General features: G+C 74.9%; 19 protein-coding genes. 8 read left to right on the top strand and 11 right to left on the bottom strand.

Annotated features, from left to right (window positions below; translation table 11 throughout):
- Window positions 1-4 precede the first annotated feature (4 nt).
- The 4 genes from galK to J4G33_RS13120 all read right to left on the bottom strand — a co-directional run bounded on the left by galK (window position 5) and on the right by J4G33_RS13120 (window position 4,595).
- Entirely contained in the window at window positions 5-1,258 is a 1,254-nt protein-coding gene (gene galK, locus J4G33_RS13135) for a galactokinase (protein WP_208056428.1), read from the bottom strand.
- The gene (gene galT, locus J4G33_RS13130) at window positions 1,255-2,427 is read right to left on the bottom strand and encodes a galactose-1-phosphate uridylyltransferase (RefSeq protein ID WP_208056468.1); all 1,173 of its coding nucleotides are present in this window, start codon (window positions 2,425-2,427) and stop codon (window positions 1,255-1,257) included. Before galT ends, galK begins: the two co-directional genes overlap by 4 nt.
- A gap of 65 nt (window positions 2,428-2,492) precedes the next feature.
- Window positions 2,493-3,317, bottom strand: coding sequence for a DeoR/GlpR family DNA-binding transcription regulator (locus tag J4G33_RS13125; protein WP_208056427.1), 825 nt, complete (start codon window positions 3,315-3,317; stop codon window positions 2,493-2,495).
- Between the two features lie 126 nt (window positions 3,318-3,443).
- Window positions 3,444-4,595 carry an Mrp/NBP35 family ATP-binding protein gene (locus J4G33_RS13120; protein WP_208056426.1) on the bottom strand — a complete coding sequence of 384 codons (1,152 nt, stop codon included), beginning with the start codon at window positions 4,593-4,595 and terminating at the stop codon, window positions 3,444-3,446.
- Window positions 4,596-4,670: 75 nt separating this feature from the next.
- Here J4G33_RS13120 and J4G33_RS13115 point away from each other — a divergent pair, with 75 nt between their 5' ends.
- Window positions 4,671-6,302 (top strand): GGDEF domain-containing protein, encoded by a 1,632-nt coding sequence (locus tag J4G33_RS13115; protein WP_208056425.1) that lies wholly within the window; start codon window positions 4,671-4,673, stop codon window positions 6,300-6,302.
- Here the strand turns inward: J4G33_RS13115 and J4G33_RS13110 are convergent.
- Window positions 6,268-6,750: a DUF1003 domain-containing protein gene (locus J4G33_RS13110; RefSeq protein ID WP_208056424.1), complete on the bottom strand. Its 483-nt coding sequence runs from the start codon at window positions 6,748-6,750 to the stop codon at window positions 6,268-6,270. The two genes, J4G33_RS13115 and J4G33_RS13110, sit on opposite strands and share 35 nt — an antisense overlap.
- Window positions 6,743-8,041 (bottom strand): magnesium transporter MgtE N-terminal domain-containing protein, encoded by a 1,299-nt coding sequence (locus J4G33_RS13105; RefSeq protein WP_208056423.1) that lies wholly within the window; start codon window positions 8,039-8,041, stop codon window positions 6,743-6,745. The genes J4G33_RS13110 and J4G33_RS13105 overlap by 8 nt, the downstream gene beginning before the upstream one ends.
- A 74-nt stretch (window positions 8,042-8,115) precedes the next feature.
- On the opposite strand from J4G33_RS13105, the gene J4G33_RS13100 reads away from it, so the two are divergent.
- Window positions 8,116-8,727 (top strand): YflT domain-containing protein, encoded by a 612-nt coding sequence (locus J4G33_RS13100; RefSeq protein WP_208056422.1) that lies wholly within the window; start codon window positions 8,116-8,118, stop codon window positions 8,725-8,727.
- Window positions 8,728-8,735: 8 nt separating this feature from the next.
- Here J4G33_RS13100 and J4G33_RS13095 read toward each other — a convergent pair whose 3' ends face one another.
- Window positions 8,736-10,244, bottom strand: coding sequence for an aminopeptidase P family protein (locus J4G33_RS13095; RefSeq protein WP_208056421.1), 1,509 nt, complete (start codon window positions 10,242-10,244; stop codon window positions 8,736-8,738).
- Between the two features lie 41 nt (window positions 10,245-10,285).
- On the opposite strand from J4G33_RS13095, the gene J4G33_RS13090 reads away from it, so the two are divergent.
- Both J4G33_RS13090 and J4G33_RS13085 read left to right on the top strand, forming a co-directional pair.
- Window positions 10,286-11,128 (top strand): PHP domain-containing protein, encoded by an 843-nt coding sequence (locus tag J4G33_RS13090; RefSeq protein ID WP_208056420.1) that lies wholly within the window; start codon window positions 10,286-10,288, stop codon window positions 11,126-11,128.
- A gap of 20 nt (window positions 11,129-11,148) precedes the next feature.
- Window positions 11,149-11,745, top strand: coding sequence for a MarC family protein (locus tag J4G33_RS13085; protein WP_243759096.1), 597 nt, complete (start codon window positions 11,149-11,151; stop codon window positions 11,743-11,745).
- 99 nt (window positions 11,746-11,844) lie between these two features.
- Here the strand turns inward: J4G33_RS13085 and J4G33_RS13080 are convergent, their stop codons facing one another.
- Complete coding sequence (locus tag J4G33_RS13080) at window positions 11,845-13,683, bottom strand: DEAD/DEAH box helicase (RefSeq protein ID WP_208056418.1); 1,839 nt, start codon at window positions 13,681-13,683, stop codon at window positions 11,845-11,847.
- 266 nt (window positions 13,684-13,949) lie between these two features.
- Here J4G33_RS13080 and J4G33_RS13075 point away from each other — a divergent pair, with 266 nt between their 5' ends.
- The gene (locus J4G33_RS13075; RefSeq protein WP_208056417.1) at window positions 13,950-14,624 is read left to right on the top strand and encodes a ferritin-like fold-containing protein; all 675 of its coding nucleotides are present in this window, start codon (window positions 13,950-13,952) and stop codon (window positions 14,622-14,624) included.
- A 28-nt stretch (window positions 14,625-14,652) separates the two neighbouring features.
- Here J4G33_RS13075 and J4G33_RS13070 read toward each other — a convergent pair whose 3' ends face one another.
- Both J4G33_RS13070 and J4G33_RS13065 read right to left on the bottom strand, forming a co-directional pair.
- Window positions 14,653-14,883 (bottom strand): DUF3107 domain-containing protein, encoded by a 231-nt coding sequence (locus tag J4G33_RS13070; protein ID WP_243759066.1) that lies wholly within the window; start codon window positions 14,881-14,883, stop codon window positions 14,653-14,655.
- 36 nt (window positions 14,884-14,919) lie between these two features.
- On the bottom strand, window positions 14,920-15,561 hold the full coding sequence (locus tag J4G33_RS13065) for a TetR/AcrR family transcriptional regulator (protein ID WP_307793897.1): 642 nt from the start codon (window positions 15,559-15,561) through the stop codon (window positions 14,920-14,922).
- A 177-nt stretch (window positions 15,562-15,738) separates the two neighbouring features.
- Between J4G33_RS13065 and J4G33_RS13060 the strand changes: the two genes are divergently transcribed.
- The 3 genes from J4G33_RS13060 to J4G33_RS13050 are packed head-to-tail and all read left to right on the top strand — an operon-like array spanning window position 15,739 to window position 23,330.
- Entirely contained in the window at window positions 15,739-16,770 is a 1,032-nt protein-coding gene (locus J4G33_RS13060) for a DUF3152 domain-containing protein (RefSeq protein ID WP_307793896.1), read from the top strand.
- A gap of 51 nt (window positions 16,771-16,821) precedes the next feature.
- On the top strand, window positions 16,822-20,028 hold the full coding sequence (locus J4G33_RS13055; RefSeq protein ID WP_208056415.1) for an ATP-dependent helicase: 3,207 nt from the start codon (window positions 16,822-16,824) through the stop codon (window positions 20,026-20,028).
- Window positions 20,025-23,330 carry an ATP-dependent helicase gene (locus J4G33_RS13050; protein ID WP_208056414.1) on the top strand — a complete coding sequence of 1,102 codons (3,306 nt, stop codon included), beginning with the start codon at window positions 20,025-20,027 and terminating at the stop codon, window positions 23,328-23,330. Before J4G33_RS13055 ends, J4G33_RS13050 begins: the two co-directional genes overlap by 4 nt.
- On the opposite strand, the gene J4G33_RS13045 is transcribed toward J4G33_RS13050, so the two are convergent.
- Complete coding sequence (locus J4G33_RS13045; RefSeq protein WP_307793895.1) at window positions 23,315-24,493, bottom strand: macrolide 2'-phosphotransferase; 1,179 nt, start codon at window positions 24,491-24,493, stop codon at window positions 23,315-23,317. The genes J4G33_RS13050 and J4G33_RS13045 overlap by 16 nt on opposite strands.
- Window positions 24,494-24,568 lie beyond the last annotated feature (75 nt).

Here is a 24,568-nt window from a genome sequence, read left to right as displayed (position 1 = left end):
GACGTCAGGACCGACCTGCAGGGGAGGCCGGGGTCGCCACGAGGAAGCCTGGGGCCTCGAGCGCTGCGTCGGCGAAGGCCGCGGCGACGGTCGCGGCGACCTGCTCGACCTCGGAGTCCCGGACCAGCGCGATCGCCGAGCCACCGAACCCGCCGCCGACCATCCGGCCGCCGAGGGAGCCGGCCGCGATCGCGGTGTCGACGGCGAGGTCGAGCTCGCGGCAGCTGACCTCGTAGTCGTCGCGCAGCGAGGCGTGGGCAGCGGTCAGCACGGCACCGACCTCCTCGACCTGGTCGGCCGCGAGCAGGTCGTCGACCAGCTCGACCCGCGCGATCTCGGTCACCACGTGACGCACGCGCCGCCGGGAGACCTCGACCTCGGCCCCGGGGGGCAGGGCTTGCCCGAGGCGCTCGAGCGCGCCGTCCAGGTCGGTGACCTCGCGCAGGGTCGAGACGCCCAGGGCCGTCGCGGCCTCCTCGCAGGTCGCCCGGCGCGCCGCGTACTGGCCGTCGACCAGCTGGTGCTCGGCACGGGTGTCGATGACCAGGAGCGCGAGGTCGTGCGCCGCGAGGTCGAAGGGGATGTGACGGGTGCTGCCGTCGCGGGTGTCGAGCATCAGGGCGAAGCCCTCACGGGTGCGCAACGCGGCGGCCTGGTCCATCCCACCGGTGTTGGCCCCGGCGATGTCGTTCTCGGCCCGGACGCACACCTCGGCCAGGCGGGCCCGTCCGGCGTCGTCCCCGCCCAGACCGAGACCGTGCACCTCGTCGAGGGCCACCGCGACCGCGCTCTCGAGGGCCGCCGAGGAGGACAACCCCGCCCCGTACGGCACGCAGGAGTCGACCACGGCGTCGAAGCCGGCGACCGTGAACCCCGCCTGGCGCAGCGCCCAGGCGACGCCCACGACGTAGGACCCCCAGCCGCTGACCGAGCCCGGCGCGACCTGGGCGAGGTCCGCCGTCCAGACACCGGCCTGCGGCTCCTGGGCCGAGACCAGCCGCACGACGTCGTCCTCGCGCGGCCGCAGCGCCAGGTAGGTGCGGTGCGGCAGGGCCATGGGCAGGCAGAGGCCGCCGTTGTAGTCGGTGTGCTCGCCGATGACGTTCGCGCGGCCCGGGGCCGACCAGACGCCTGCGGGCTCGGCCGCGAAGGCCGCGTGGAAGGCGGCCGTGGCCCGGGCGGCGCCCTCGGCCGGGGTCCAGGCCTCGAGCCACTCGACGGGGGTGCCCGGGTGGGTGGGGGTGCTGGGCGTGCTCACAGGGCGACCTCCTGCAGTCGGGCGGCGATGCGCTCGGGGGTGGTGTCGGAGATCCACGAGGCCATGCCCGACTCGACCCCGGCCAGGTACTTGAGCTTGCCGGGGGCGCGCAGCACCGAGATCACCTGCAGGTGCAGGCGCCCGAGCTCACGGCCCTCGCCGACGACGGCCTGGTGCCAGCCCGCGATGTAGGGCAGCGGGATGGGGGCGCCGCCGGCCTCCTCCGGCTCGACGAAGAACCGGTCGAGGCGGCGCAGCAGCTCGAGGTAGGCGAGGGCGAGGTCCTCGCGCTCGACCTCGGTGAGTCCCGGCAGGTCCAGCACGTCCCGGTTCGGGGCCAGGTGCACCTCGACGGGCCAGCGTGCGGCGGCCGGCACGTACGCCGTCCAGTGCTCGGTCTCCAGGACCACGCGGGTGCCGGCGCGGCGTTCGGCGTCGAGGACGTCGCGCAGCAGGTGGCCGCCGGTCCGGTCGCGGTAGGCCGCGGCCTGGCGCAGCATCGCCTGCGTGCGGGGGGTGACGAAGGGAAAGGCGTAGATCTGCCCGTGCGGGTGAGGCAGGGTCACCCCGATCTCCTTGCCGCGGTTCTCGAAGCAGAAGACCTGCTCGATCCCCGGCAGGGCCGAGAGCTCGGTGGTGCGGTCCGCCCAGGCCTCGATGATGGTCCGCACGCGGCGCGGGGTCAGGCCTCCGAAGGACCCGGTGTGGTCGGAGCTGAAGCACACGACCTCGCAGCGTCCGGCGGCGGGGCGCGCCTGCCACAGGTCCTCGCCGTCGACGGCCCAGCCGTCCTCGAGACCGACGCCGGGCAGCTGCATGAGGGCCGGGAAGCGGTTCTCGAACACGACGACGTCGTAGTCGGTGTCGGGCACCTCGCCGTCGGAGTAGTCGGTGCCCGAGTCCGCCGGGCGGGCAGGGCACAGCGGGCAGGCGTCGGCCGCGGGGAGGAAGGTCCGGTTCATGCGGTGCGAGGCCATGGGGATCCAGTCCCCGGTGAGCGGGTCGAGCCGCATCTCGGGGCCCAGGGGAGGCTGCTCGACCCCGTCGGCGTCGATCCTCGGCTCGAAGCGCGCGGGCAGCGGGCGCGGGTCGTCCAGGCGACGGGTGCGCTCGCCCGAGACGTACGCCTCGGTGTCGTCGAAGTAGATGAGGTCGCGGCCGTCGGCCATCTGCGTCGCGGTGCGACGGACGGGTCCGGCGGCGGTGTCGGGTCCGGTGGGTGTCACGGTGGTCCTCAGGGTGCGGTGGTGGGGGTGGGGCCAGGAGGAGGGGGTGCGGGGGCAGGCTCGGCGAGGACCAGCTCGCCGACCTGCTCGCGGGCGGAGCGGGCGGCGTCGCGGGCCAGTCCGGTGTCGCAGACCAGCACGTCGACCTCGGTCAGGCCGACGATGCGGCTCAGACCGACCTCGCCCCACTTGGTGTGGTCGGCCAGGACGACCGTCTGGTTCGCGGCCGCGATGAGCGCGCGGTCGGTCTCGGCCTCGAGCAGGTTGGGCGTGGTGAGCCCCGCGTCGACGTCGAGCCCGTGCACGCCGACGAAGGCGACGTCCACGCGCAGGGTCTGCAGGCTGGCCGTGGCGACCGGGCCGACCAGGGCGTCCGAGGGGGTACGGGTGCCCCCGGTGAGGACCACCGTGAGGTCGTGGTCCTCGGGGCGGTGCAGGGTGTCGGCCGCGGGCAGGGAGTTGGTGACCACGGTCAGGGGACGCAGGCCCGGGGTCTCGGCGATGAGCGCGGCGAGCAGGTGCGTCGTGGTGCCGGCCGAGAGGGCCACCGCCCCGCCGGGGGAGACCAGGTCGAGGGCCGCCCGGGCGATGGCCTGCTTCTCGGGGCCGGCGAGGGTGCTCTTGGCGAGGAACCCGGGCTCGTGCGCGGCGTGCCGGGCGTCGACCGCGCCGCCGTGCACCCGGTGCACCAGGCCGCGTCGGGCGAGCTCGGCGATGTCCCGACGGACGGTCATGTCCGAGACGTCGAGGTCGGCCACCAGGTCGGCGACCCGGACGGCCCCGCGCGCGCGGATCTCACCGAGGATGAGGTCCTGCCGTTGTTGCGCGAGCACGTCAACAGTATTCACCAAGAACGGACAGGAATCGAACACGACCGCACATCGGGCGGGTGAGGTTCTGCTCGGCTCCCGTGGTCCTCGGCGGGGGACTGGGGGGCCACCTGGCCCGAGGGCCCCGGGTCAGCGCCCCACGGGGGACAGCCCCAAGGACCGCCCGGCGAGCCCGCGCGAGCGCGTCGCCAGGCCCCGGGCGACCTCGTGCAGCACCCGGGCGCCAGGGGAGTCCGGGGTGGCCAGGGTGACCGGCGTCCCGCCGTCGGCCGCGGCTCGCAGCTCGGTGTCCAGGGGGATCTGGCCCAGGAGAGGTACGGGTGCGCCGGTGGCCTTGCCCAGGTTGTCCGCGACCGCCTGGCCACCCCCGCTGCCGAAGACCTCGACCCGTGAGCCGTCGGGCTGCTCGAGCCAGGACATGTTCTCGATCACCCCGACGATGTGCTGCCGGGTCTGCAGCGCGATCGACCCGGCACGCTCGGCGACCTCGGCAGCCGCGACCTGCGGCGTCGTCACGACCACGAGCTCGCTCGAGGGCAGCAGCTGAGCCACCGAGATCGCGATGTCCCCGGTCCCGGGCGGCAGGTCGAGGAGCAGCACGTCCAGGTCTCCCCAGAAGACGTCCGCCAGGAACTGCTGCAGGGCACGGTGCAGCATCGGGCCGCGCCAGACCACGGGCTGACCGGGGGGCACGAACATCCCGATCGAGATCACCTTCACCCCGTGGGCCACCGGCGGGATGATCATGTCGTCGACCTTGGTCGGCGTGTGCTGGACGCCCAGCATGCGGGGGATCGAGAAGCCGTAGACGTCGGCGTCGACCACCCCGACCTTGAGGCCCTGCTCGGCCATCGCGACCGCGAGGTTCGCGGTGATCGAGGACTTGCCCACCCCGCCCTTGCCCGAGGCGATCGCGTAGACCCGGGTCAGGCTGTCCGGCTGGGCGAAGGGGATCACCGGCTCGGCCGCGCCGCCGCGGAGCATCGTCTTGAGCTCGTCACGCTGCTCGGCGCTCATCGCCCCGAGCTCGACCCGCACCTCCCCGACCCCCTCGAGGGCCTGGACGGCCGCCGTCACGTCCTTGGTGATCGTGTCCTTGAGAGGGCAGCCCGCGGTGGTCAGGTCGATGCCGACCGTGACCGACGCGCCGGCCTCCGCCGTCGGGCCGGGTTCGACGTCGACCGAGCGGACCATCTTGAGGTCGGTGATCGGGCGCTTGATCTCGGGGTCGATGACCCCGGCGAGGGCGGCGGTGACGGACTCGACGGTGGGGGCGGACATGCATCCATCGTAGGTTGCTCATCGGTGCCCGACGTCGGCCGATGATCCTGACGGGGAGCAGACGGAGGAGGCGCCATGACCGAGGACCAGGTCTACGCGCTGCTGTACCTCGCTGCCGGCACGGTCGGCCTGGTGGTCGCCGGGCTCGTGTGGCGGGTGCACCGACGGTGGCCCGCTCCTCGGTACCTCGCCTTTGCGCTGGCCGCGAGCTCGGTGTGGGCCCTCGGCTCGCTCTCCTCGGTGCTCGTCGCGGACGCCAACCGCTCCGCCGTCGTGACCGTGACGGTGTTCCCCTCGGTCGCGATGTCCGTCGGCGCGTTCCTCTGCATGCTCTCCGCGGTCGCCGACAGGTCGTGGCGACCGGGTCTGGGGATGCGCCGCGCCCTCGTCGCCCATCCCGCGGTGATGCTGCTGCTCGGAGCCACGAACGACCTGCACCACCTGGTCCTCGCGCCGTCCGGCACGGGGGACGGGTACCGGTTCGCGCTGCTGTTCTGGGTGCACACGGCCTACTCCTACGGGCTCGTGGTGGTCGGGGTGACCCGCGTGGTCCGGGCGCGACGCCACGCCCCCGCCCTGCGCGACGCCCAGCTCACCATCATGCTCGCGGCCGGCTGCGTGCCCGGGCTCACGGTCGCCGCGCAGATCGGCTACATGGTCGCCGCGGAGCGGGTGGTCAACGACCTCTCCCCGGTGGCCTTCCTGATCGCCGGCCTCATCGACGCCCATGCGGTGCTGCGCCGCGGCACGCTGAAGGTGCTGCCGATCGCGCGGGCCCAGGTGCTCGACCACCTGGGCGACGTCGTCGTGGTGCGTGACGACAGCGGGCAGGTGATCGACCTCAACCTCGCCGCCCGGAGACTGCTCGAGCGCCTGGGAGCGCCCCCGGACCGCGAGGACGGCGCCCCGCCGGACCTCGGCCCCCTGGCCGAGCTGGTCCGTGCGGGCAGCGGTGAGCACCTCCTCGACACCGCGGACGGACCCCGGGTCCTGGACGTGCGCTCGACGCCGCTGACCGACCCTGGCGGACGATCGGTCGGCACGGTGCTGGTCGCCCGCGACGTCACCGTCGAGGTCACCCGCCGTGTCGAGCTGGCCCACGCCAACGACGCGCTCCGCGAGCACGTCGAGATCATCGAGCAGCTGCGTGCCGAGGTCGCGGAGCAGGCGGTCCGGGACGCGATGACGGGCCTGCACAACCGCCGTCACCTCGACGGCGCCCTCGCGGACCTCGCCGTCGACCTCGGGGCAGGGGCCGAGCCCGCCTCCGTGATCATGCTCGACGCCGACCACTTCAAGCAGGTCAACGACGAGCACGGGCACGCCGTCGGGGACCGGCTCCTGGCCGAGATCGCCCGGGTCATGGCCGACACCGTGCGCCCGGGGGAGACCGTCGCCCGCTACGGGGGCGAGGAGTTCGTCGTCGTGCTGCCCGCGACCGGTGCCCAGGAGGCGTGGCGCCGGGCCGAGGAGCTGCGCCGACGGTGCGCCCGCGTCGAGGTCCCCGTCCGGGGCGGTGGCCGGCTCGGTGTGACGGTGAGCGCCGGCGTGACGACCTCCGACCAGGGTCGCACCTCGGCGAGCGCCCTGCTCGACGCCGCCGACGCCGCCCTCTACGAGGCCAAGCGCCAGGGCCGGGCGCGCACCTGCGCCTCCCCGGCCGGCACGCCGGTCACCCTGCTCGCTCGTCCTCGCGCTCGGGCGTGAGCTCCTCGAGCAGGTTGCGCAGCTCGGACCGCACGAAGTCACGGGTCGCGACCTCACCCAGCGCGATGCGCAGCCCAGCCATCTCCCGCGCCAGGAACTCGGTGTCGGCGAGGGACCTGGCCGCACGCTGCCGGTCGTGCTCGAGGGCCACGCGGTCGCGGTCGTCCTGGCGGTTCTGCGCGAGCAGGATCAGGGGCGCTGCGTAGGAGGCCTGCACCGAGAAGAAGAGGTTGAGCAGGATGAACGGGTACGGGTCCCACCGCAGGCCGAACAGGGCGACCGCGTTGATGGCCACCCACACGATGACGAAGCCCGTCATGTACAGCAGGAACGTGCCCGTGCCCATGAAGCGGGCGAAGGCCTCGGCGCCCCGCCCGATGAAGTCGGGGTCGAGCCGGGGCCGCCAGACGCGACGGTCTTCCTTGGGGGTGTCGAGACGGTCAGCCACGGCCGGCCTCCATCTGCTCGGTCATCGCGCGATCGGTGTCCTCGGCGTCGGCCTCGCGCCAGTCCTGCGGGAGCAGGTGGTCCAGGACGTCGTCGACGCTGACCGCGCCCAAGAGGCGGCGCTCGGTGTCGACCACGGGCAGGGCCAGCAGGTTGTACGTCGCGAGCAGGCGGGTGACCTGGCTCAGCGGCGCGTCAGGTGCGACCACCTCGATCTCGGGGTCGACGAACACCCCGATCGCGTCGTGCGGGGCCTCGCGCAGCAGGCGCTGGAAGTGCACCACGCCCAGGAAGCGCCCGGTCGGGGTCTCGAGCGGAGGCCGTGAGACGAAGACCATCGACCCGAGGGCAGGGGTCAGGTCCCGGCGCCGGATGTGCGCCAGGGCCGCAGCCACCGAGGTCTCGGGCCCGAGGACGACGGGCTCGGTGGTCATCAGACCACCCGCGGTGTCGTCCTCGTACGCGAGCAGACGCCGCACGTCCCGCGCCTCCTCGGGCTCCATCAGCGCGAGCAGCTCGGCGGCCTTCTCGACCGGCAGGTCGCTCAGCAGGTCAGCGGCGTCGTCAGGCTGCATGGCCTCGAGGACGTCGGCCGCGCGGCCCAGCTCGAGGGAGGACAGGATCGAGACCTGGTCGTCGACGGGCAGCTCCTCGAGCACGTCGGCCAGGCGCTCGTTGTTGAGGGCCGTGGCGACCTCGAGGCGGCGGGTCGCCCCGAGCTCGTGGAGCACGTCGGCGAGGTCGGCCGGCTTGAGGTCGTCGTAGGAGGCCAGGAGCAGCTCGGCCCCCTGCAGCTCGGTCCCGCCCGCCAGGCTGCGCACCTCGTCGACGTCGATCAGGAGGGTCTCCCCACGACGACGCAGGCCCAGACCGCCCTTGCCCTGAGGACGGCGCCGCACGAAGAGCTGGGACACGAGCCAGTCCCGGGTGCGCTGCTGCTCGATCGCGACGTCGACCACGGTGGCGCCCCCGCTGCCGTCGACCATCTCGACGTGGCGGTCCAGGAGGTCGCCGATGACCAGGGTCTCCGAGGCGCGCTGCTCGAAGCGGCGCATGTTCAGCAGGCCCGTGGAGATCACCTGACCCGCGTCGATGCTGGTCACCCGGGTGAGGGGCAGGAAGACCCGACGCCGGCCCGGCACCTCGACGACCAGGCCCACGGCCCGGGGCGCACCCTTGAGGCGCAGCAGCACGACGACGTCGCGCACCCGGCCCACCTGGTCGCCGATCGGGTCGAAGACCGTGGTGCCCACCAGGCGCGCGGCGAAGACTCGGTTCCCGGCGCTGCTCACGGCGTCAGCGTAGTGCGCACGGTCGCATCGGGCGGGGGATGGCCCACGCGTGGTCGGTGGGGGAGAATCCCTGCATGACCATGAACCGCTCGGGCCGTCTCCCCGCCATCCCGACCATGCCGCGCGGTGAGCAGATCGCCGTGTACGAGGAGTACCTCGCTGCGCAGAAGGCCGTCGACTACCTCTCCGACAAGGAGTTCCCGGTCCAGCACGTGACGATCGTGGGGGCCGACCTGCACATGGTCGAGCGGGTCACCGGGCGGCTCACCTACTCGCGCGTCGCGCTCGCAGGGCTCGCGAGCGGTGCATGGTTCGGCCTGTTCGTCGGGCTGCTGCTGTCGCTGTTCTCGAGCGAGGCCTCCTTCCGGCCGATCTTCCTCGGCATCGCGATCGGCGCGGCCTTCGGCATCCTCTTCTCGGTGATCTCCTACTCCTTCACCGGGGGCAAGCGGGACTTCACCTCGGCGAGCCAGATCGTCGCCTCGAGCTATGCGGTGCTGTGCGCCCCCGAGCAGGCGCACAAGGCGCGCGCGATGCTCACCGAGTCGGGCGGGCCTGGCGTGGGCCGGGTGCGCGTCGCCCCGGCCGCGGCCCCGCCGTCCCAGGCCCAGCCGCCTCAGGCCCCGGTCCCGCCGACCACGCCGTCGGCCGGTCCCTCCGAGCCGGGGCCGACGCCCCCCGCCTGACGGACGGGTCAGCGCCCGCGGACCGTCCGCATCCAGGCCTCGATCTCCTCGGGGCGGCGGGGCAGGGCCGCGGAGAGGTTCTCGTGGCCGTCGACCGTGATGAGCACGTCGTCCTCGATGCGCACCCCGATGCCCCGGTACTCCTCGGGCACGGCGAGGTCGTCGGCCTTGAAGTAGAGGCCGGGCTCGATGGTGAAGACCATGCCGGGCTCGAGGACGGCGTCGAGGTACATCTCGCGGCGGGCCTGCGCGCAGTCGTGCACGTCGAGGCCCAGGTGGTGGCTCGTGCCGTGGACCATCCAGCGCCGGTGGAACTGGCCCTCGGGCTCGAGGGACTCCTCGGCGGTGCCGGGCAGCAGGCCCCAGTCGGCGAGCCGGGCCGCGATGACCTCCATCGCGGCCGCGTGCACGTCGCGGAACCGTGACCCGGGACGCGCGACGGCGAAGGCCGCGTCGGCCGCGTCGAGGACCGCGGTGTAGATGCGGCGCTGGACCTCGGTGTACTCCCCGTCCACGGGCAGGGTCCGGGTGATGTCCGCGGTGTAGAGGGACTCGACCTCGACCCCGGCGTCGACCAGCACCAGGTCACCGGCGTGCACCTGGCCGTCGTTGCGGATCCAGTGCAGCGTGGTCGCGTGGTCCCCCGAGGCCGCGATCGTCTCGTAGCCCACGGTGTTGCCGACCTCGCGCGCGTGGCCGTCGAAGCTCGACTCGATGACCCGCTCGCCGCGCGGGTGCCGCACGGCGCGGGGCAGGCTCGTCACGACGCGCTCGAAGCCCGCGATCGTCGCGTCGACCGCGGCGCGGAGCTGCTCGACCTCGAAGGCGTCCTTGACCAGGCGCAGCTCGGAGAGCGCCTCGGCCAGCTCGGCGTCGGCCGCCTCGAGCTCCTCGCCGTCCAGATCGGTGCCGGCCCGGGCCTGGTCGACCGTGGCCGTGACGCCGTCGTCGGCCCCGGGCACCACGCGCACCCGGACGCCGTCGGGCCCCACGTCCTTGGCCAGGGCGTCACCCAGCTCGTCGAGGGGGGCGGTCGGGATGCCGGTGACCGCGGCGAGGTCGTCCAGGGAGGGGCGGGCGCCGACCCAGAACTCCCCGTAGCGCGCGTCGGCGAAGAACTCCTCGCTGTCCCGGCCCGCCATGGGGCGGAAGTACAGGACGGCCTCGTGACCGTCCTCGACCGGGTGCAGCACGAGCACGGCGTCGGGCTCCTGGTCGGTGCCCAGGCCCGTCAGGTGCGCGAAGGCCGAGTGCGGGCGGAACCGGTAGTCGGTGTCGTTGGACCGCGTGACCAGCGGGCCCGCGGGGACCACGAGGCGCTCGCCCGGGAACAGGGCCGACAGCCGGCCGCGCCGCACGAGGGTGTACGGGGCTGCTGGGCCGGGCTCCGGGCGGGACGCGGGGCGCTCGGCCCAGCGGTCCGCGACGAACTCGAGGAAGGCGGCCGAGCTCGGTCGCTGCGAGCGGTTGGTCGCCCGCTCGTCGAGGGCCTGCTGGTCGGTGGTCTGGTCAGCCATGGGCCCATCGTCGCACCTCACGGGACCCCTACGCTTGGCCCGTGCGCATCGACCTCCACACCCACTCGACCGTCTCGGACGGCACCGACACCCCGGCCCAGGTGGTCGAGGCCGCTGCCCGGGCGGGGCTCGACGTCCTCGCGCTCACCGACCACGACACCACCGCGGGCTGGGCCGAGGCCGCCGCCGCGGTGCCCGAGCACGGGGTCGCCCTGGTGCGCGGCGAGGAGATCTCCTGCCGTGCCGCGGGGACCAGCGTGCACCTGCTCAGCTACCTGCACGACCCCGCGGACTCGCCCCTGCTCGCCGAGGCCGAGCGCACCCGCACCGCACGGCTCGAGCGTGCCCGGCACATCGTGGCCAGGATCGCCGTCGACCACGAGATCACCTGGGCCGACGTCGAGGCCCAGACCGCGGACGGCACCACCGTCGGACGCCCGCACATCGCCGACGCCCTGGTCGCCCGCGGGCACGTCGCGGACCGGTCGGCGGCCTTCGCGGGCATCCTCGCGGCGGACTCGCCCTACTACGTGCCCCACCACGCCCCGGACGCGGTGCTCGCCGTCGAGCTGGTGAGGTCTGCGGGCGGGGTGCCCGTGCTCGCGCACCCGGGCGCGAGGGCCCGCGGCAGCGTGGTGCCCGACGACGTCGTCGCCGCGATGGCCGAGGCCGGGCTGGTGGGCATCGAGGTGGGGCACCGCGACCACGACCTCGCCGACCGCGCCCGCCTCTCCGCGCTCGCGGACCGGCTCGGGCTGCTGGTCACGGGCTCGAGCGACTACCACGGCCAGGGCAAGCCCAACCTGCTGGGGGAGAACACGACCAGCCCCGAGGTGCTCGCACGGATCGAGGAGCTCGGTCGCATCGCGGTGGTGCGGCCGTGAACGACGTCATCGACCTGCGGATGCTGGCCGAGGTCTTCGTGACCCTCTTCGTCATCATGGACCCGCCCGGGACGGTCCCGATCTTCCTCGGGCTGACGGGCGCCATGACCGGCAAGCAGCGCAGCCGCGCCGCACGCCAGGCGATCCTCGTGGCCTTCGGCGTGATCGTCAGCTTCGCCCTCTTCGGCCAGCAGCTGCTCAGCTACATGCACGTCTCGTTGCCGGCCCTGCAGGCCTCGGGCGGCCTGCTGCTGCTGCTCGTGGCCATGGAGCTGCTGACGGGCAAGATGGAGGAGCCCGAGCCCTCGGGGACCAAGGGGGTCAACGTGGCGCTGGTGCCGCTGGGCACACCGCTGCTGGCCGGACCCGGGGCGATCGTCGCCACCATGGTCTTCGTCCAGCGGGCCGAGGCGACGAGCGACTGGGTGGCGATCGCCGTCGGCGTCATCGCCGTGCACCTGTGCCTGTGGCTCTCGATGAGGTTCGCCAACGTGATCCACCGCGTGCTCAAGGACAGCGGGACCATCCTGGTCTCCCGGATCGCTGGGCTGCTGCTCGCCGCGATCGCCGTGCAGCTCATGGCCGACGCGGTGCGCGCCTTCATCCTCGAGGGCTGACGCAGGACGGGGCGGCTCGCACGGGAGTTCCCGTGCGAGCCGCCCCGTCCTGGTGCTCGGCGCCCTCAGCCGGTGGTCGGCCTCAGCAGGTGGGCCACCTCACTCGGTGGTCGCGGTGCCCTGGGGGGTGCCGCCGCCGCTGCGGGTACGACGGCGGGTCCGCGTGCGGCGAGCACCGCCGTCCCCCTCGGTCGCCGACGCGCTCTGACGTGCGGGAGCGGCCTCGGACCCGGACGTGCCCCGGGGGGCCTCGGAGGTGCGGGGCTCCGACGCGCGGGACTCGCCCGAGCCCTCACCGCCGCGGCGCCGACGGCGGCGTCCGCCACCCTCGCCACGCCCCTCTTCGGACCGCGGGCCCTCGCTCCGTGCTCCGCCGGTGCCACGTCCGCCGTCGCGACCGCCGCCGGCCCCCCCGCGGCCCGTGCCGCGCCCGCCGCCGGACCCACGGCCGCCGTCACGGCCACCGCGGCCGCCGTCACGCCCACCGGTGGAGCTGCCGTGACGCTTGCCCGTCTCGCCCAGGTCCTCGAGCTTCTCGGCGTCGAGCCCTGCGCGGGTCCGGGCCGAGGCCGGGAGCCGGCCCTTCGTGCCCTCGGGGATGTCGAGCTCGGTGTAGAGGTGCGGCGAGCTCGAGTAGGTCTCGACCGGCTCGGGGAACCCGAGGTCCAGGGCACGGTCGATCAGGCCCCAGCGCGGCAGGTCGTCCCAGTCGACGAAGGTCACGGCCGTGCCGGTGCGCCCTGCGCGGCCCGTGCGGCCGGTGCGGTGCAGGTAGGTCTTCTCGTCCTCGGGGCACTGGTAGTTGATGACGTGGGTGACGTCGTCCACGTCGATGCCGCGGGCCGCGACGTCCGTCGCGACGAGGACGTCGATCTTGCCCGAGCGGAAGGCGCGCAGGGCCTGCTCGCGGGCGCCCTGGCCCAGGTCGCCGTGGATCGCGCCCGAGGCGAAGCCGCGCTCGGCGAGGTCGTCCGCCACCTTCGCGGCGGTGCGCTTGGTCCGGGCGAAGACGATGGTCAGGCCGCGGCCCTCGGACTGCAGGATCCGGGCGAGGACCTCGACCTTGTCCAGCGCGTGCGCGCGGTAGACGACCTGCTTGATCGCCTTGAGGGTCGCACCGCCGTCGTCGGGGTCGGTGGCCCGGATGTGCGTGGGCTGGGTCATGTAGCGGCGGGCCATCGAGACGACCGCGCCCGGCATCGTCGCCGAGAAGAGCATGGTGTGCCGCGAGGCGGGGGTACGGCCCAGGAGCTTCTCGACGTCGGGCAGGAACCCGAGGTCGAGCATCTCGTCGGCCTCGTCGAGCACGACGGTCCTGGCACGGCTGAGGTCCAGGTGCCCCTGGTTCATGAGGTCGATCATGCGACCCGGCGTCCCGACGACGACCTCGACCCCGCGGGTGAGGGACTCGACCTGGGGCTCGTACGCCCGGCCGCCGTAGATCTGCAGGACGCGGACGTTGCGTCGGCGCGAGGCCGTGTCGAGGTCCCCGGCGACCTGCACCGCGAGCTCACGGGTCGGGACGATGACCAGGGCCTGGGGCTTGCCCGGGGCGGGAAGCTCGTCGTAGCCGTCCTCGTCGGGGCCGATCACCCGGCTGAGCAGCGGGATGCCGAAGCCGAGGGTCTTGCCGGTACCGGTCTTGGCCTGGCCGATGATGTCGTGGCCCGCGAGGGCTACCGGCAGGGTCATCGCCTGGATCGGGAAGGGGGTCGTGATCCCCGCGTCGGCGAGGGCCGCGACGATCTCGGGACGCACGTCGAAGTCGGCGAAGGTGGCGCCGGCGGCCTGGACGGTGGAGTGGCGCGCGTGCTGCTCGGGCGCCTCCTCGATGGTCGGGATGCCGGGGGCGAGCGCCTCGTCGGCCAGGACCCCGGCCTCGGGCACGGGGAGCTCGGCGACGTCGGGCGCGTTGAGCTGGTCGTCGGTGCTGGTCATGGATGAACCTCACGGTATGGACCGCGGGGCCACACGCTCCGTGCGACGCTGGGTCGCACCGGGAGCGGGCCGCGCCGCGGGCGGGTCCGGCAGCCGATCGTGGAGGGCGCGCCCTGGGCCGGGAGCTCCGCGTCGAGCGCGGGGTTCCGCCCGGCGGGCGGGTGTTTCGGGACGACCGGTCAACCGCTGAACACGGTCATGCTAGCGGACGGTGCTCACGCGCCCCGGCACGACCGCCCCCGGCGCGCGGGCACTAGCCTGGCGCCATGAGCGAACCCACCGCCGACGCAGGCCCGGACAACGCCCTCGCGGTCCTGGGGATGCTCGCCTACAGCGAGCTCGCGGCCTTCTCCCGGCTCGCCGCCGACGCCACCCTGGCCCCCTCGCTGGACCAGCGGCTCGAGCTGAGCCGGATGGCGGGGATGGCCCTCGAGCGCCTCGAGCAGGTCTCGGACCGCGTGGGTGAGCTGGGCGGCGAGCTGCAGCCCGTCATGCAGCCCTTCGCGGGGGTGCTCGTCGAGTTCGACCGTCGCACCGAGCCCTCGACCTGGTGGGAGCGGCTGCTGAAGGCCTACGTGGGTTACGGGGTGGCGGACGACTTCTGCCGGATGGTCGCGGCCCCGCTCGACCCGACGACCCGTGACCTGGTGGTCCAGGTGCTGGGGGACGACGGGCACGCCGGGCTCGTGGTCACGGCCCTGAGCGAGGCCGGGGCCCAGGACGCGACCCTCGCCTCTCGGCTCGCCCTGTGGGGGCGACGGCTGGTGGGGGAGTCCCTCGGGGCGGTCCAGGGCGTCCTCGCGGCGCACCCGCGGATGCGCGACCTGCTCATGCAGACGATGGACGACGACGTCGTGCCCGGGGAGGCCCAGCAGCGGCTCTTCGCCGTGCTGACGGCCGAGCACTCACGCCGGATGGAGCGCCTGGGCCTCACGCCCTGACGCCCCACCCGGGTGCTGCGGATCCTGCTCAGATGTTGTGGAAACCCACCTTGCGGGCCTCCTCGCCACCGAGCTCCACGTACGCGACGGTGCTCGCGGGGACGATGACCCGCCGACCCTTGGCGTCGGTGATGTCCACCGGTGCGCCCACCTCGAGGGCCTTGAGCACGTCCTTGGCCACCTTCTCCGACGGCTGGTCGGTCTCGACCACCAGCTCTCGTGCCACGTTCTGCACGCCGATCGTGATCTCCACGCCCATCGCCTCCTGAAGGTCCGGTTCTCCTGCCCGGTCATCCTAGGTCGTGTCGGGACGCTCCCTGACGAGACCGGCGACCCCGCGCCAGGCCAGGCTCGTGACGAGCTCGACGGCGTCCTCCACCGGGACGTCGCCCGAGCGGTAGCGGGAGGTCGCCGCGACCCGCGTCATGCCGACCAGGGCGGCACTCAGCAGCTCGGCGTGCGCGGCCGGCAGCCCGGCGAGGCCCTCGAGCCCTCGACGGATGGCGCGAGCCGCGTCCTGCGAGGCCTGCTCGACGCGCCGGCGGACGTCGGCGTCGCGGGTCACGTCGGACTCGAAGAGCAGCGAGAAGGACTCGCCGGCGTCCTCCACGAACTCGACGATGGCGCGCACGATCGCCCGCACCACGGACCGGCCGTCAGGGGGCGCACCGGCCCGGACGGTGGTCAGGGCGTCCTCGATCGCGGTGACCAGGCCGACCCCGCGGTGGTCGACGACCTCGAGGTAGAGGTCGAGCTTGGACGGGAAGTGGCGGTACAGGACGGGCTTGCTGACCGCGGCCCGGTCGGCGATGTCGTCCATCGAGACGTGGTGGAAGCCCTCGCGGGCGAAGAGCTCCTGGGCGACCTCGAGGACCTGGGCGCGTCGCGCGTCACGGGGCATGCGTGTGGCGCGCGGTCGGTTCGAGGGTGCGGGCACCTCCTGATGCTAGTCAGCGGGTCCGACGGCGGGCCGCGGTCGAGCCGGGCGGCGCCGCCGGGCGAGCCGGGCAGCGCGGTCCGGGCAGCGCGGTCCGGGCAGCGCGGTCCGGGTCCTCCGGCGGAGCCAGGGCACGGGCTCGGCTGCGGCGGATGCTCGGGGATGCGACCATGAGGCGTGGTCGTCCGCCCCGCTCAGCCCCGCCGCGCCCGCGCGGCGGCCCCGACGAGCGCCGACGGACCGCGCCACGGGCACCACGGTCGGCGTCGCCGCGGCCCGGGCTTCGGGGCGATGACCCTCGCGACAGCCGGGATCCTCTCCCTGGGCGCAGGCCTCGGCGCCGGCGCGGCCCTGGACCGCGTCGTCGGACCGCAGCCCCAGGCCTCGGCCCTCGGGGTGATCTCCCCGGACGACGCGCGCGAGGCCGTCGGCACCCCGTCGCCGACCCCCGCCCCGGCCCCGGCCGAGGACGCCGCCGCAGCCGGTCAGGGACTGTGGCGGGTCGACGGCTCTGGGCTGCCGGAGGTCCCCGACCCGGTCGAGCTCGTGCCGCCGACACCGCTGCCCGCACCCACCCCCGTCGAGCCTGAGCCCGACCCGGACGCGGTCGACGCCGACGGGCTCACGCTGGCGGACCGGGAGGCGGGGCTGCTCAGCACCGACGTGCCGGAGACCGGTTCGGGGGAGCTCGTCGTCGTGCCCGGTGAGCAGGAGGCCCCGGACCCGACCCGGCCCGTGCAGACGGTCCGGGTCGAGGTCGAGGAGGGGCTCGACATCGACCCCCAGCTCTTCGGCGCGACCGTCATGCGGATCCTCAACGACCCCCGCGGCTGGGGGGCGGACGGCTCGGTCAGCTTCGCCCGGACCGACGGCGAGGCGCAGCACCGGGTCCAGCTCGTCTCGCCCGGGACGGTCGACCAGACCTGCGCCCCGCTCGACACCCGCGGCCTGTACTCGTGCGCGATCGCGGGCAAGGCCGTGATCAACCACATGCGCTGGGTGCGGGCGACCACGGAGTTCGAGGACCGCACGCAGTACCGCGAGTACCTGATCAACCACGAGGTGGGGCACCTGCTCGGCCACGGGCACGTCGACTGCCCGGCCGAGGGCGAGCTCGCCCCCCTGATGCAGCAGCAGACCGTCGAGGTCGCGCCGTGCGTGCCCAACGGGTGGCCGTTCCCCGAGGTCGAGGTCCCCGGGGAGACCTGACGGGCGAGGCCGACGGCCCGGGCTGTCGGTGGGCTGTGATGGGATCGTCCCGTGCTCGCCCCCGTGACCCTGCGCCCTCCGGCGCCGTCCGCGCCGCGGCACTCCCTCGACCCCGACCAGCAGCGGGCGGTCGACCACCGCGGTCCCGCGCTCCTGGTGCGCGGCGCGGCAGGCACCGGGCGGACGACGACGGCCCTCGAGATCGTCGCCGACCGGATCGAGCGGGGCGAGGTCGACGCCGAGAAGGTCCTCCTCCTGGCGCCCACCCGACGATCCGCTGCCACGCTCCGGGACGAGCTCTCGGCGCGACTGCGCCAGACCTCCGGGCGGCCTGTCGTCCGCACCGCCTCCTCGGCGGCCTTCGCGGTGCTGCGTGCCCGGGCCGCACTGGTCGGTGAGCCGCCCCCCGCCCTGATCAGCGGGCCCGAGCAGGACCTCGTCCTGGCCGACCTCCTCGAGGGTCACGCGGCGGGGGAGGGAGCCGGGGTCACCTGGCCGGCCCGCGTCCCTGAGGGGGCTCTGGGCCTGCGGGCCTTCCGCGACGAGCTGCGGGACCTGCTCATGCGTGCCGCCGAGCGTGGCCTGCGTCCGGAGGACCTGCATCGGCTCGGACGGCGGCACGACCGTCCCGAGTGGGTCGCGGCCGCCACCGTCTACCGCGAGTACCTCGAGGTCACCCGCCTGCGCACCGGGACCCCGGACACGGGGGCACGCTTCGACGCCGCCGTGGTGGTCGACGAAGCCGCCGAGGCCCTGCGGTCCTGGGAGGCCGAGGTCCCGGGCACCCCGCGACCGCGCTGGCAGCTCGTCGTGGTCGACGACTACCAGGAGGCCACCGCGGCCACCGCACGGCTGCTGCACGTCATGGCCGAGGACGGCGCCGACCTCGTCCTCCTCGCCGACCCGGACGCCGCGGTCCAGACCTTCCGCGGGGCCTCCCCAGGGCTGGTCGACAGGGCGGGGCTCCCCCCCGGCAGCGAGCTCGGCGCCTTCGGGGCCGTCGAGGTCGGCCTCGGGCGCGTGTGGCGCCACGGCGCCGTCCTGCGCACCGCCGTCCGCACCGTCACCGAGCAGATCCGCGGCCCGGTGCGCGAGCACCGCCGCGTCGACGGCGACCCCGGGCTGCCCGGCACCGCCGAGGTGCGCCTGCTGCGCTCGGAGGCCCAGGAGGCCGCCTACGTGGCCTACGTGCTGCGCGCGGCCCGCCTGCACGACGGGGTGCCGTGGAGCGCGATGGCCGTCGTGGTGCGCTCGGGGGCCCAGGTCACCGCCCTGCGCCGGGCGTTGCTCGCCGCGCAGGTTCCCGTGGCGGTGGTGGGCAGCGACGTCCCGCTCCGCGCCGAGCCGGCCGTGCGCCCGTTGCTCGACGCCTTGGCCTGCGTCCTCGACCCTGAGGCCCTCGACGCCGAGGTCGCGTCGTTGCTGCTCACGTCCCCGCTCGGCGGGCTCGACGCGGTGGGCCTGCGCCGCGTGCGTCGCGCCCTGCGCGCCGAGGAGCTCGCGGCCGGGGGCGGTCGTTCGAGCGACCCCCTGCTCGCCGAGGTGCTCGCCGAGCCGGGCCGCGCCCACACCCTGCCGGCCACCGTGCGCCGGCCCGTGCAGCGGCTGGCCCAGGTCCTGGCCGCGGGGCGCGCCGTCGCGGCCGACCCCGGGGCGTCCGTGCTGGACGTCCTCTGGGCGCTGTGGTCGACCGCCGCCCTCGGCGAGGGCTGGCGGCGCAGCGCGCTCGCGGGCGGACCTGGCGGGGCACGGGCCGACCGTGACCTCGACGCGGTGCTCGCGCTGTTCCGCGCGGCCGAGCAGTTCGTCGACCGGCTGCCCCAGGCCCCGGCCGAGGCCTTCCTCGAGCACCTGCGCTCGCAGGACCTGCCGGCGGACTCCCTCGCCGCGCACGGCGACACCGCCGAGTCCGTCGCCCTGCTCACCGCGGCCGGAGCGGCCGGCGGCGAGTGGGAGGTCGTGGTGGTCGCCGGGGTCCAGGAGGGGACGTGGCCCGACCTGCGTCTGCGGGACTCGATGCTCGGTGCGCAGCAGCTCGTCGACCTGCTCTCGGGCCGGGGCGTCCCGGGGGTCGCAGGTGACGGGGCCTCCGCGGCGGCCGAGGCCCGCGCCGCGGTGCTCGACGACGAGCTGCGGGCGTTTGCGGTCGCGACCTCTCGCGCCCGGCGACAGCTCGTCGTGACCGCCGTGCGGGACACCGATCACCAGCCCTCCGGCCTGGTGGACCTGATCGACCCGGGTCCGCAGGACGAGGGCCCGGACCACCGGCTCACCACCGTCCCCCCGGGCCTCGACCTGCGTGCCGTCGTGGCCCAGTGCCGCGCCGAGCTCGAGGGCGTCGCCCTCGCGGACGGCGTCGTGCCTGGGCCGGACCACCCGGCGGCCCGGCTCCTGGCCCGCCTCGTGGCCCACGCCGTCCCCGGTGCGCGTCCCGACCAGTGGTACGGCACCACGGCGCTCTCGACCACGGCCCCGCTCTGGTCCGAGGAGGAGCCGGTGCCGCTGAGCCCCTCGACCCTCGAGTCGGCCTCCTCCTGCGCCCTGCGCTGGGCCCTCGAGGCCGCCGGGGGCAGGGCCGCGGACTCCCGTGAGCAGTCCCTGGGGACCCTCGTGCACGAGATCGCCGCAGCCCTGCCGACCGGCACCGAGGCCGAGCTCGCCGCGGCCCTCGACGAACGCTGGTCCCGGCTCGGCCTCGCCGAGGGCTGGGTCGGGTCGGTCCAGCGCCGCCGGGCCGCGGCGATGATCCGGCACCTCGCGGCCTACCTGCGTACCGCGGGTGCGGTGGTCGCGGTCGAGGAACCCTTCCACGTCGAGCTCGGCCGGGTGGTCCTGCGGGGGAGCGTCGACCGGCTCGAACGCGCTGAGGACGGCCCTGACGGCCGACCCCGGCTGCGGGTCGTGGACCTCAAGACCGGGCGTAGTCCCGTGGCCAAGGGCGAGGCCGCCCGGCACGCCCAGCTCGGCGCCTACCAGGCAGCGGTGGAGGCGGGGGCGTTCGAGCACCTGGCACCGGGCAGCACCAGCGGCGGCGCCTCCCTCGTCTACGTCGGCACGGCGAACAAGACCTGGGCCGGGCGGGAGCAGGTCGCTCCCACGGAGGACGAGGACCCCCGCTGGGTCGAGGGGATGCTCGAGGAGGTCGTCGAAGCCGTCACCCGCTCGGCCCCGACCGCGACGGTCAACGCCCTGTGCCGCACCTGCCCCGTGAGCCGCTCCTGCCCGGTGCAGCCCGAGGGGCGCGTGGTCGGCGCATGAGCACCCCCCGCACCGACACCCTGCAGCTCCGCGCGGTGCAGATCGCCGAGATGCTCGGTCAGCACCGCCCGACCGATGAGCAGGTCGCGGTGATCGAGGCTCCTCTCGAGCCCCTCCTGGTCGTCGCCGGGGCGGGCTCGGGCAAGACCGAGACCATGGCCTCGCGGGTCGTCTTCCTCATCGTCAACGGCCTGGTCGACGCCGAGCAGGTGCTCGGGCTGACCTTCACCCGCAAGGCCGCGGGCGAGCTCTCCGACCGGGTCCGGCGACGCCTGCGGGCGGTCCGCCTCGCCCTCGGCCAGGACGCCCGCCGCTCGGCGCTGGCCGTCCCTACCGTCTCGACGTACAACGCGTACGCCGCCGGGCTCGTCGGCGACCACGCCCTGCGCCTGGGTCTCGAGCCCTCCGCCCGGCTGCTCGGCGAGGCCGGGCGGTGGCAGCTCGCCCACGATCTCGTCGAGCAGTGGACCAGCGACCTCGAGGTCGACCTCGCCCCCTCGACCATCACGACCGCTGTCCTCGACCTCGCCGGGGCGCTCGCCGAGCACCTCGTCGAGCCCGAGGCCCTCCGCCACGAGGCGCAGCGGCTGGTCGACCGGATCGCGGAGGCCCCGACCCTGGCCAAGGTCACGGCCACGCAGACCAGGCTCGTGCAGGAGGTCCGCGCCTCTCTGCAGCTGCGCTCACGGCTGGTCGACCTCGTCGAGGCCTTCGCCGAGCGCAAGCGGGAGGACGACGTCATGGACTTCGCCGACCAGGTCGCGGTGGCGGCCCGGCTCGCGCGCGAGGTCCCCGAGGTCGGCGCGGGGGAGCGGGCGCGGTACGGGGTGGTGCTGCTCGACGAGTACCAGGACACCTCGGTCGCCCAGCTCGAGCTGCTGCGCCACCTGTTCGGCTCGGGCACCGGCGCGGGCCGGGGCCACCCCGTCACCGCGGTGGGGGACCCGCACCAGGCCATCTACGGCTGGCGCGGGGCGAGTGCCGGGGGCCTGGCGCGCTTCCCCGACCACTTCCCCGGGGCGGACCGCCCGACCGAGGTGCTGGCCCTGGCGACCTCCTGGCGCAACGACCGCGCGGTGCTCGCCGCCGCGAACCTCGTCGCCGCACCGCTGCGCGCCGGTTCGCCCATCGCCCTCCCGGAGCTCGCCCCCCGCCCGGGGGCCGGGGCCGGCGAGGTCAAGGCCGTGTACCTCGAGACCGTCGAGGACGAGGCCCGCGCCGTCGCGGAGTTCGTCGTCGCGGGCAGGGCTGCCTTGCGTCGGCCGGAGGAGCCCGAGCCCACCGCCGCGGTGCTGTGCCGTCGTCGGGCCCAGTTCCCCGCGCTCCAGGCCGCCCTGCTCGAGGCGGGGCTCGCCGTCGAGGTGGTGGGTCTGGGCGGGCTGCTCAGCACCCCGGAGGTGGTCGACCTCGTCGCCGCCCTCGAGGCCGCGCACGACCCGTCGCGGGGAGACTCCCTGATGCGACTGCTCACCGGGCCCCGCGCCCGGCTCGGGCTGGCGGACCTGCACGCCCTGAACGACTGGTCGGCCGAGCTCGCCGGACCGCGCCCCGGCGGCCGATCCGCGGACCCGGCCCCAGAGAGCGAGGCGGACGTCGTCGACGAGCGAAGTCTCGTCGACGCCCTCGACGACCTTCCCCGGCCGGGATGGCGCAGCAGGCGCGACCGCTCCCTCTCCGAGGTGGGCCGTGGCCGCCTGGCCGACCTCGCCGCGGTGCTACGGACCCTGCGCAGCCAGACCTTCCTGCCCGTCGTGGACCTCGTGGGAGAGGCCGAGCGCCTGCTGGGCCTCGACATCGAGGTGGCCTCCCGTCCCGGGGTCAGCCCCGCCGGCGCACGGGCCAACCTCGACGCCTTCCGCTCGGTCGCGGCCTCCTTCAGCGACACGAGCGAGACCGGCACGCTGGGCGCCTTCCTGGCCTGGCTCGAGGCCGCCCAGCGCGAGGAGCGTGGTCTCGAGGCCCCCGTCGCCGAGATGGACCCGCACGCGGTGCAGCTCCTCACGGTGCACGCCTCGAAGGGACTCGAGTGGGACGTGGTCGCGGTCCCGGGGCTCGTCGAGCGCTCCTTCCCGAGCCAGCCGCGCACCTCAGGCTGGATCAAGGACCACGGCTCCTTGCCGACCTCCCTGCGAGGGGACCGCGACAGCCTGCCCGACGTCGACCTGGCCCCGGGGCTCGAGGTCGCCGACCTCGCGGGGCGTCTCGAGGAGTACCGCCTGGCCCACGGCGACCACCAGCTGGCCGAGGAGCGCCGCCTCGCCTACGTGGCCCTGACCAGGGCTCGGAGCCTGCTCCAGCTCAGCGGGTCGTGGTGGCGTGATGGCAGCCGGCCCACCGGTCCCTCGGCCTTCCTCCACGAGCTCACCGAGGACCTCGTGCCCCTCCTCGAGCTCGCCCCCGACCCAGCGGCACCGGGGCCCGACGGCCAGGTCCGCACCCCGGTCAAGCCCGAGCCCGAACCGGGGGAGCACCCGCACTGGCCCGTCGAGCAGCCCTTCGGGGCGGCCCGGCAGGCCCGACTCGCCCAGGCCGCGGCGGCCGTCGAGGCGGCCGTCGCCGCCGCGGCCGCTGCTGCTGGTCGTGACGGCCCTGCTGGGCCCGACGGGCCGGAGCACGAGGACTCCGACCTCGCCCAGGTCGTCGACCTGCTCCTGGACGAGCGCCACCGGACCCACGCGGACCGCTCGGCTGTCGCCCTGCCCGCGCACCTGTCGGCCTCGGCCGTGGTCCGGCTGGCCGGAGACCGCGAGGGCTTCGCGCTCCAGCTGCGCCGTCCCGTACCTCTAGCCCCCTCGGTGCACGCCCGACGTGGGACCCTCTTCCACGCGTGGGTCGAGAGCTACTTCGGGTCAGCGGCGCTCGTGGACGTCGACACGCTGCCCGGCGCCGACGACGAGTCCCTCCGTGAGGACGAGGACCTCGAGCAGCTGCGCAGCACCTTCCTGGCCTCGCCCTGGGCCCGTCGCAGCCCGCTGGCCATCGAGGTCGACGTCGAGACCCCGGTCGGTGATGTGATGGTCCGCTCCCGGATCGACGCCGTCTTCACCGACCCCGAGGTCCCCGGAGGGGTCGTCGTCGTCGACTGGAAGACCGGGCGCCCCCCGCAGGACCCGGCCGCGGCCGGGCACCGCGAGCTGCAGCTCGCCGTCTACCGGCTCGCCTGGTCCCGATGGACGGGCACCCCCCTCGACCAGGTCCGTGCGGCGTTCTACTACGTGGCGGCCGACGAGACGGTCCGGCCCCAGCGGCTCCTCGAGGAGGCCGAGATCGAGGCCCTCGTGCGCGGTCAGGACCGGGGCTGAGGCTCCCCGAGCGAGTCTCCCGGGGAGAGGGCCTCCGGGGCTGAGCCTTCGGGGGCTGAGCCCTCGGGGGCTGAGCCCTCGGGAGTGGAGTCGTCCGGCTCAGGGCCGTCGGGGGCGGGGTCGTGCGACGGCCCTGAGCCGCTCGGCGGTCCGGGCTCGTCGGCCGCCGCAGCGTCCTCCTCGAGGGAGGAGCCGGCCGAGGAGAAGCCCGCCGAGGCGAAGCCGGGAGCGGTCACCACGGGTGCCTCTTCGGCCGAGGTCTGCTCGTCCAGCTCGACCAGCATGGCGGTCGCGTCGTCGACGACCTCGGCGCTGTCGTTGCGTACGCCGTGCAGCAGCCACCGGGCCAGGGCGAGCTCGCCCGCCAGCATCGCGCGCTCGACGAGGTGGCGGTCGCTGGTCTCGGTCCGGCGCAGGGTGTAGGCCTCGACGATCGGGTCCACCGCCTCCTGCGGGGCCGCCACCAGCAACCAGGCGAGGTCGTCGGCAGGGTCGGCGACCTTGGCCTCGGACCAGCCGAGGATCCCGGTCGGGGCCTCCCGCGAGCACAGCACCTGCTCCGAGGACAGGTCCCCGTGGACCACCGTCGGTCGGAAGCGCCACAGGGCGACGTCCTCGAGGGCCCGCTCCCAGCGGCGCAGCAGCCCAGCCGGCACGTACCCCGTACGGGCTGCCTCGTCCACCTCGGAGAGGCGGCGCTGGCGGTACGCCTCGGCCTCGTAGACCGGGAGGCCGGCGTCCTCGACGGTCTGCTCGGGGAGCTCGTGGAGGGCGCCGATCGCGCGGCCGACCTGGGCCGCGAGCCCTGGTCCGGGTCCCAGCAGCTCGAGGGCCAAAGGGCGACCCTTGAGCTGGGGGTGCACCACCGCGCGCCCGCCCTCGGGCAGCGGGGCGAAGCCCACGGGCCGCGGCACGTCGAAGGGCAGGCGATCGGCGTCGACGTGCTCCATCAGACGGCTCAGCAGGGCGACCTCGGCCTCGAGGGCCGCGCCGGCCGCGCTCGAGCGCGGGGCACGGACCACCCAGCGACGGCCTGCGGCGTCGATCACGACGGCCGAGTCCACGTCACCGCCCGAGGGTCGCGCGGCGCGGGCGTCGACGACGTCGAGCCGGGGGATCGCGACCGTCGCCAGCGCGGCGAGGGACAGGGGGGAGCGGGCCACGGGCCAACCGTAGGCTCCCGGGAGCCACCCGGCACAGCCAGCCGCGGGTGTGTCCGCGATCGGTCGCGCCGTACG

The organism is Actinotalea soli (assembly GCF_017565425.1).
Taxonomy (GTDB): Bacteria; Actinomycetota; Actinomycetes; order Actinomycetales; family Cellulomonadaceae; genus Actinotalea; species Actinotalea soli.
The sequence above is the reverse complement of the archived record's forward strand: the minus strand, read 5'-3'. Positions and strand labels throughout refer to the sequence as shown.

Coding starts and splice junctions, on each gene's coding strand:
- galT (WP_208056468.1), bottom strand. CDS start 2,427: ATGGCCGACGGCCGCGACCTCATCTACTTCGACGACACCGAGGCGTAC.
- J4G33_RS13120 (WP_208056426.1), bottom strand. CDS start 4,595: ATGTCCGCCCCCACCGTCGAGTCCGTCACCGCCGCCCTCGCCGGGGTC.
- J4G33_RS13115 (WP_208056425.1), top strand. CDS start 4,671: ATGACCGAGGACCAGGTCTACGCGCTGCTGTACCTCGCTGCCGGCACG.
- J4G33_RS13100 (WP_208056422.1), top strand. CDS start 8,116: ATGACCATGAACCGCTCGGGCCGTCTCCCCGCCATCCCGACCATGCCG.
- J4G33_RS13095 (WP_208056421.1), bottom strand. CDS start 10,244: ATGGCTGACCAGACCACCGACCAGCAGGCCCTCGACGAGCGGGCGACC.
- J4G33_RS13085 (WP_243759096.1), top strand. CDS start 11,149: ATGCTGGCCGAGGTCTTCGTGACCCTCTTCGTCATCATGGACCCGCCC.
- J4G33_RS13080 (WP_208056418.1), bottom strand. CDS start 13,683: ATGACCAGCACCGACGACCAGCTCAACGCGCCCGACGTCGCCGAGCTC.
- J4G33_RS13075 (WP_208056417.1), top strand. CDS start 13,950: ATGAGCGAACCCACCGCCGACGCAGGCCCGGACAACGCCCTCGCGGTC.
- J4G33_RS13070 (WP_243759066.1), bottom strand. CDS start 14,883: ATGGGCGTGGAGATCACGATCGGCGTGCAGAACGTGGCACGAGAGCTG.
- J4G33_RS13050 (WP_208056414.1), top strand. CDS start 20,025: ATGAGCACCCCCCGCACCGACACCCTGCAGCTCCGCGCGGTGCAGATC.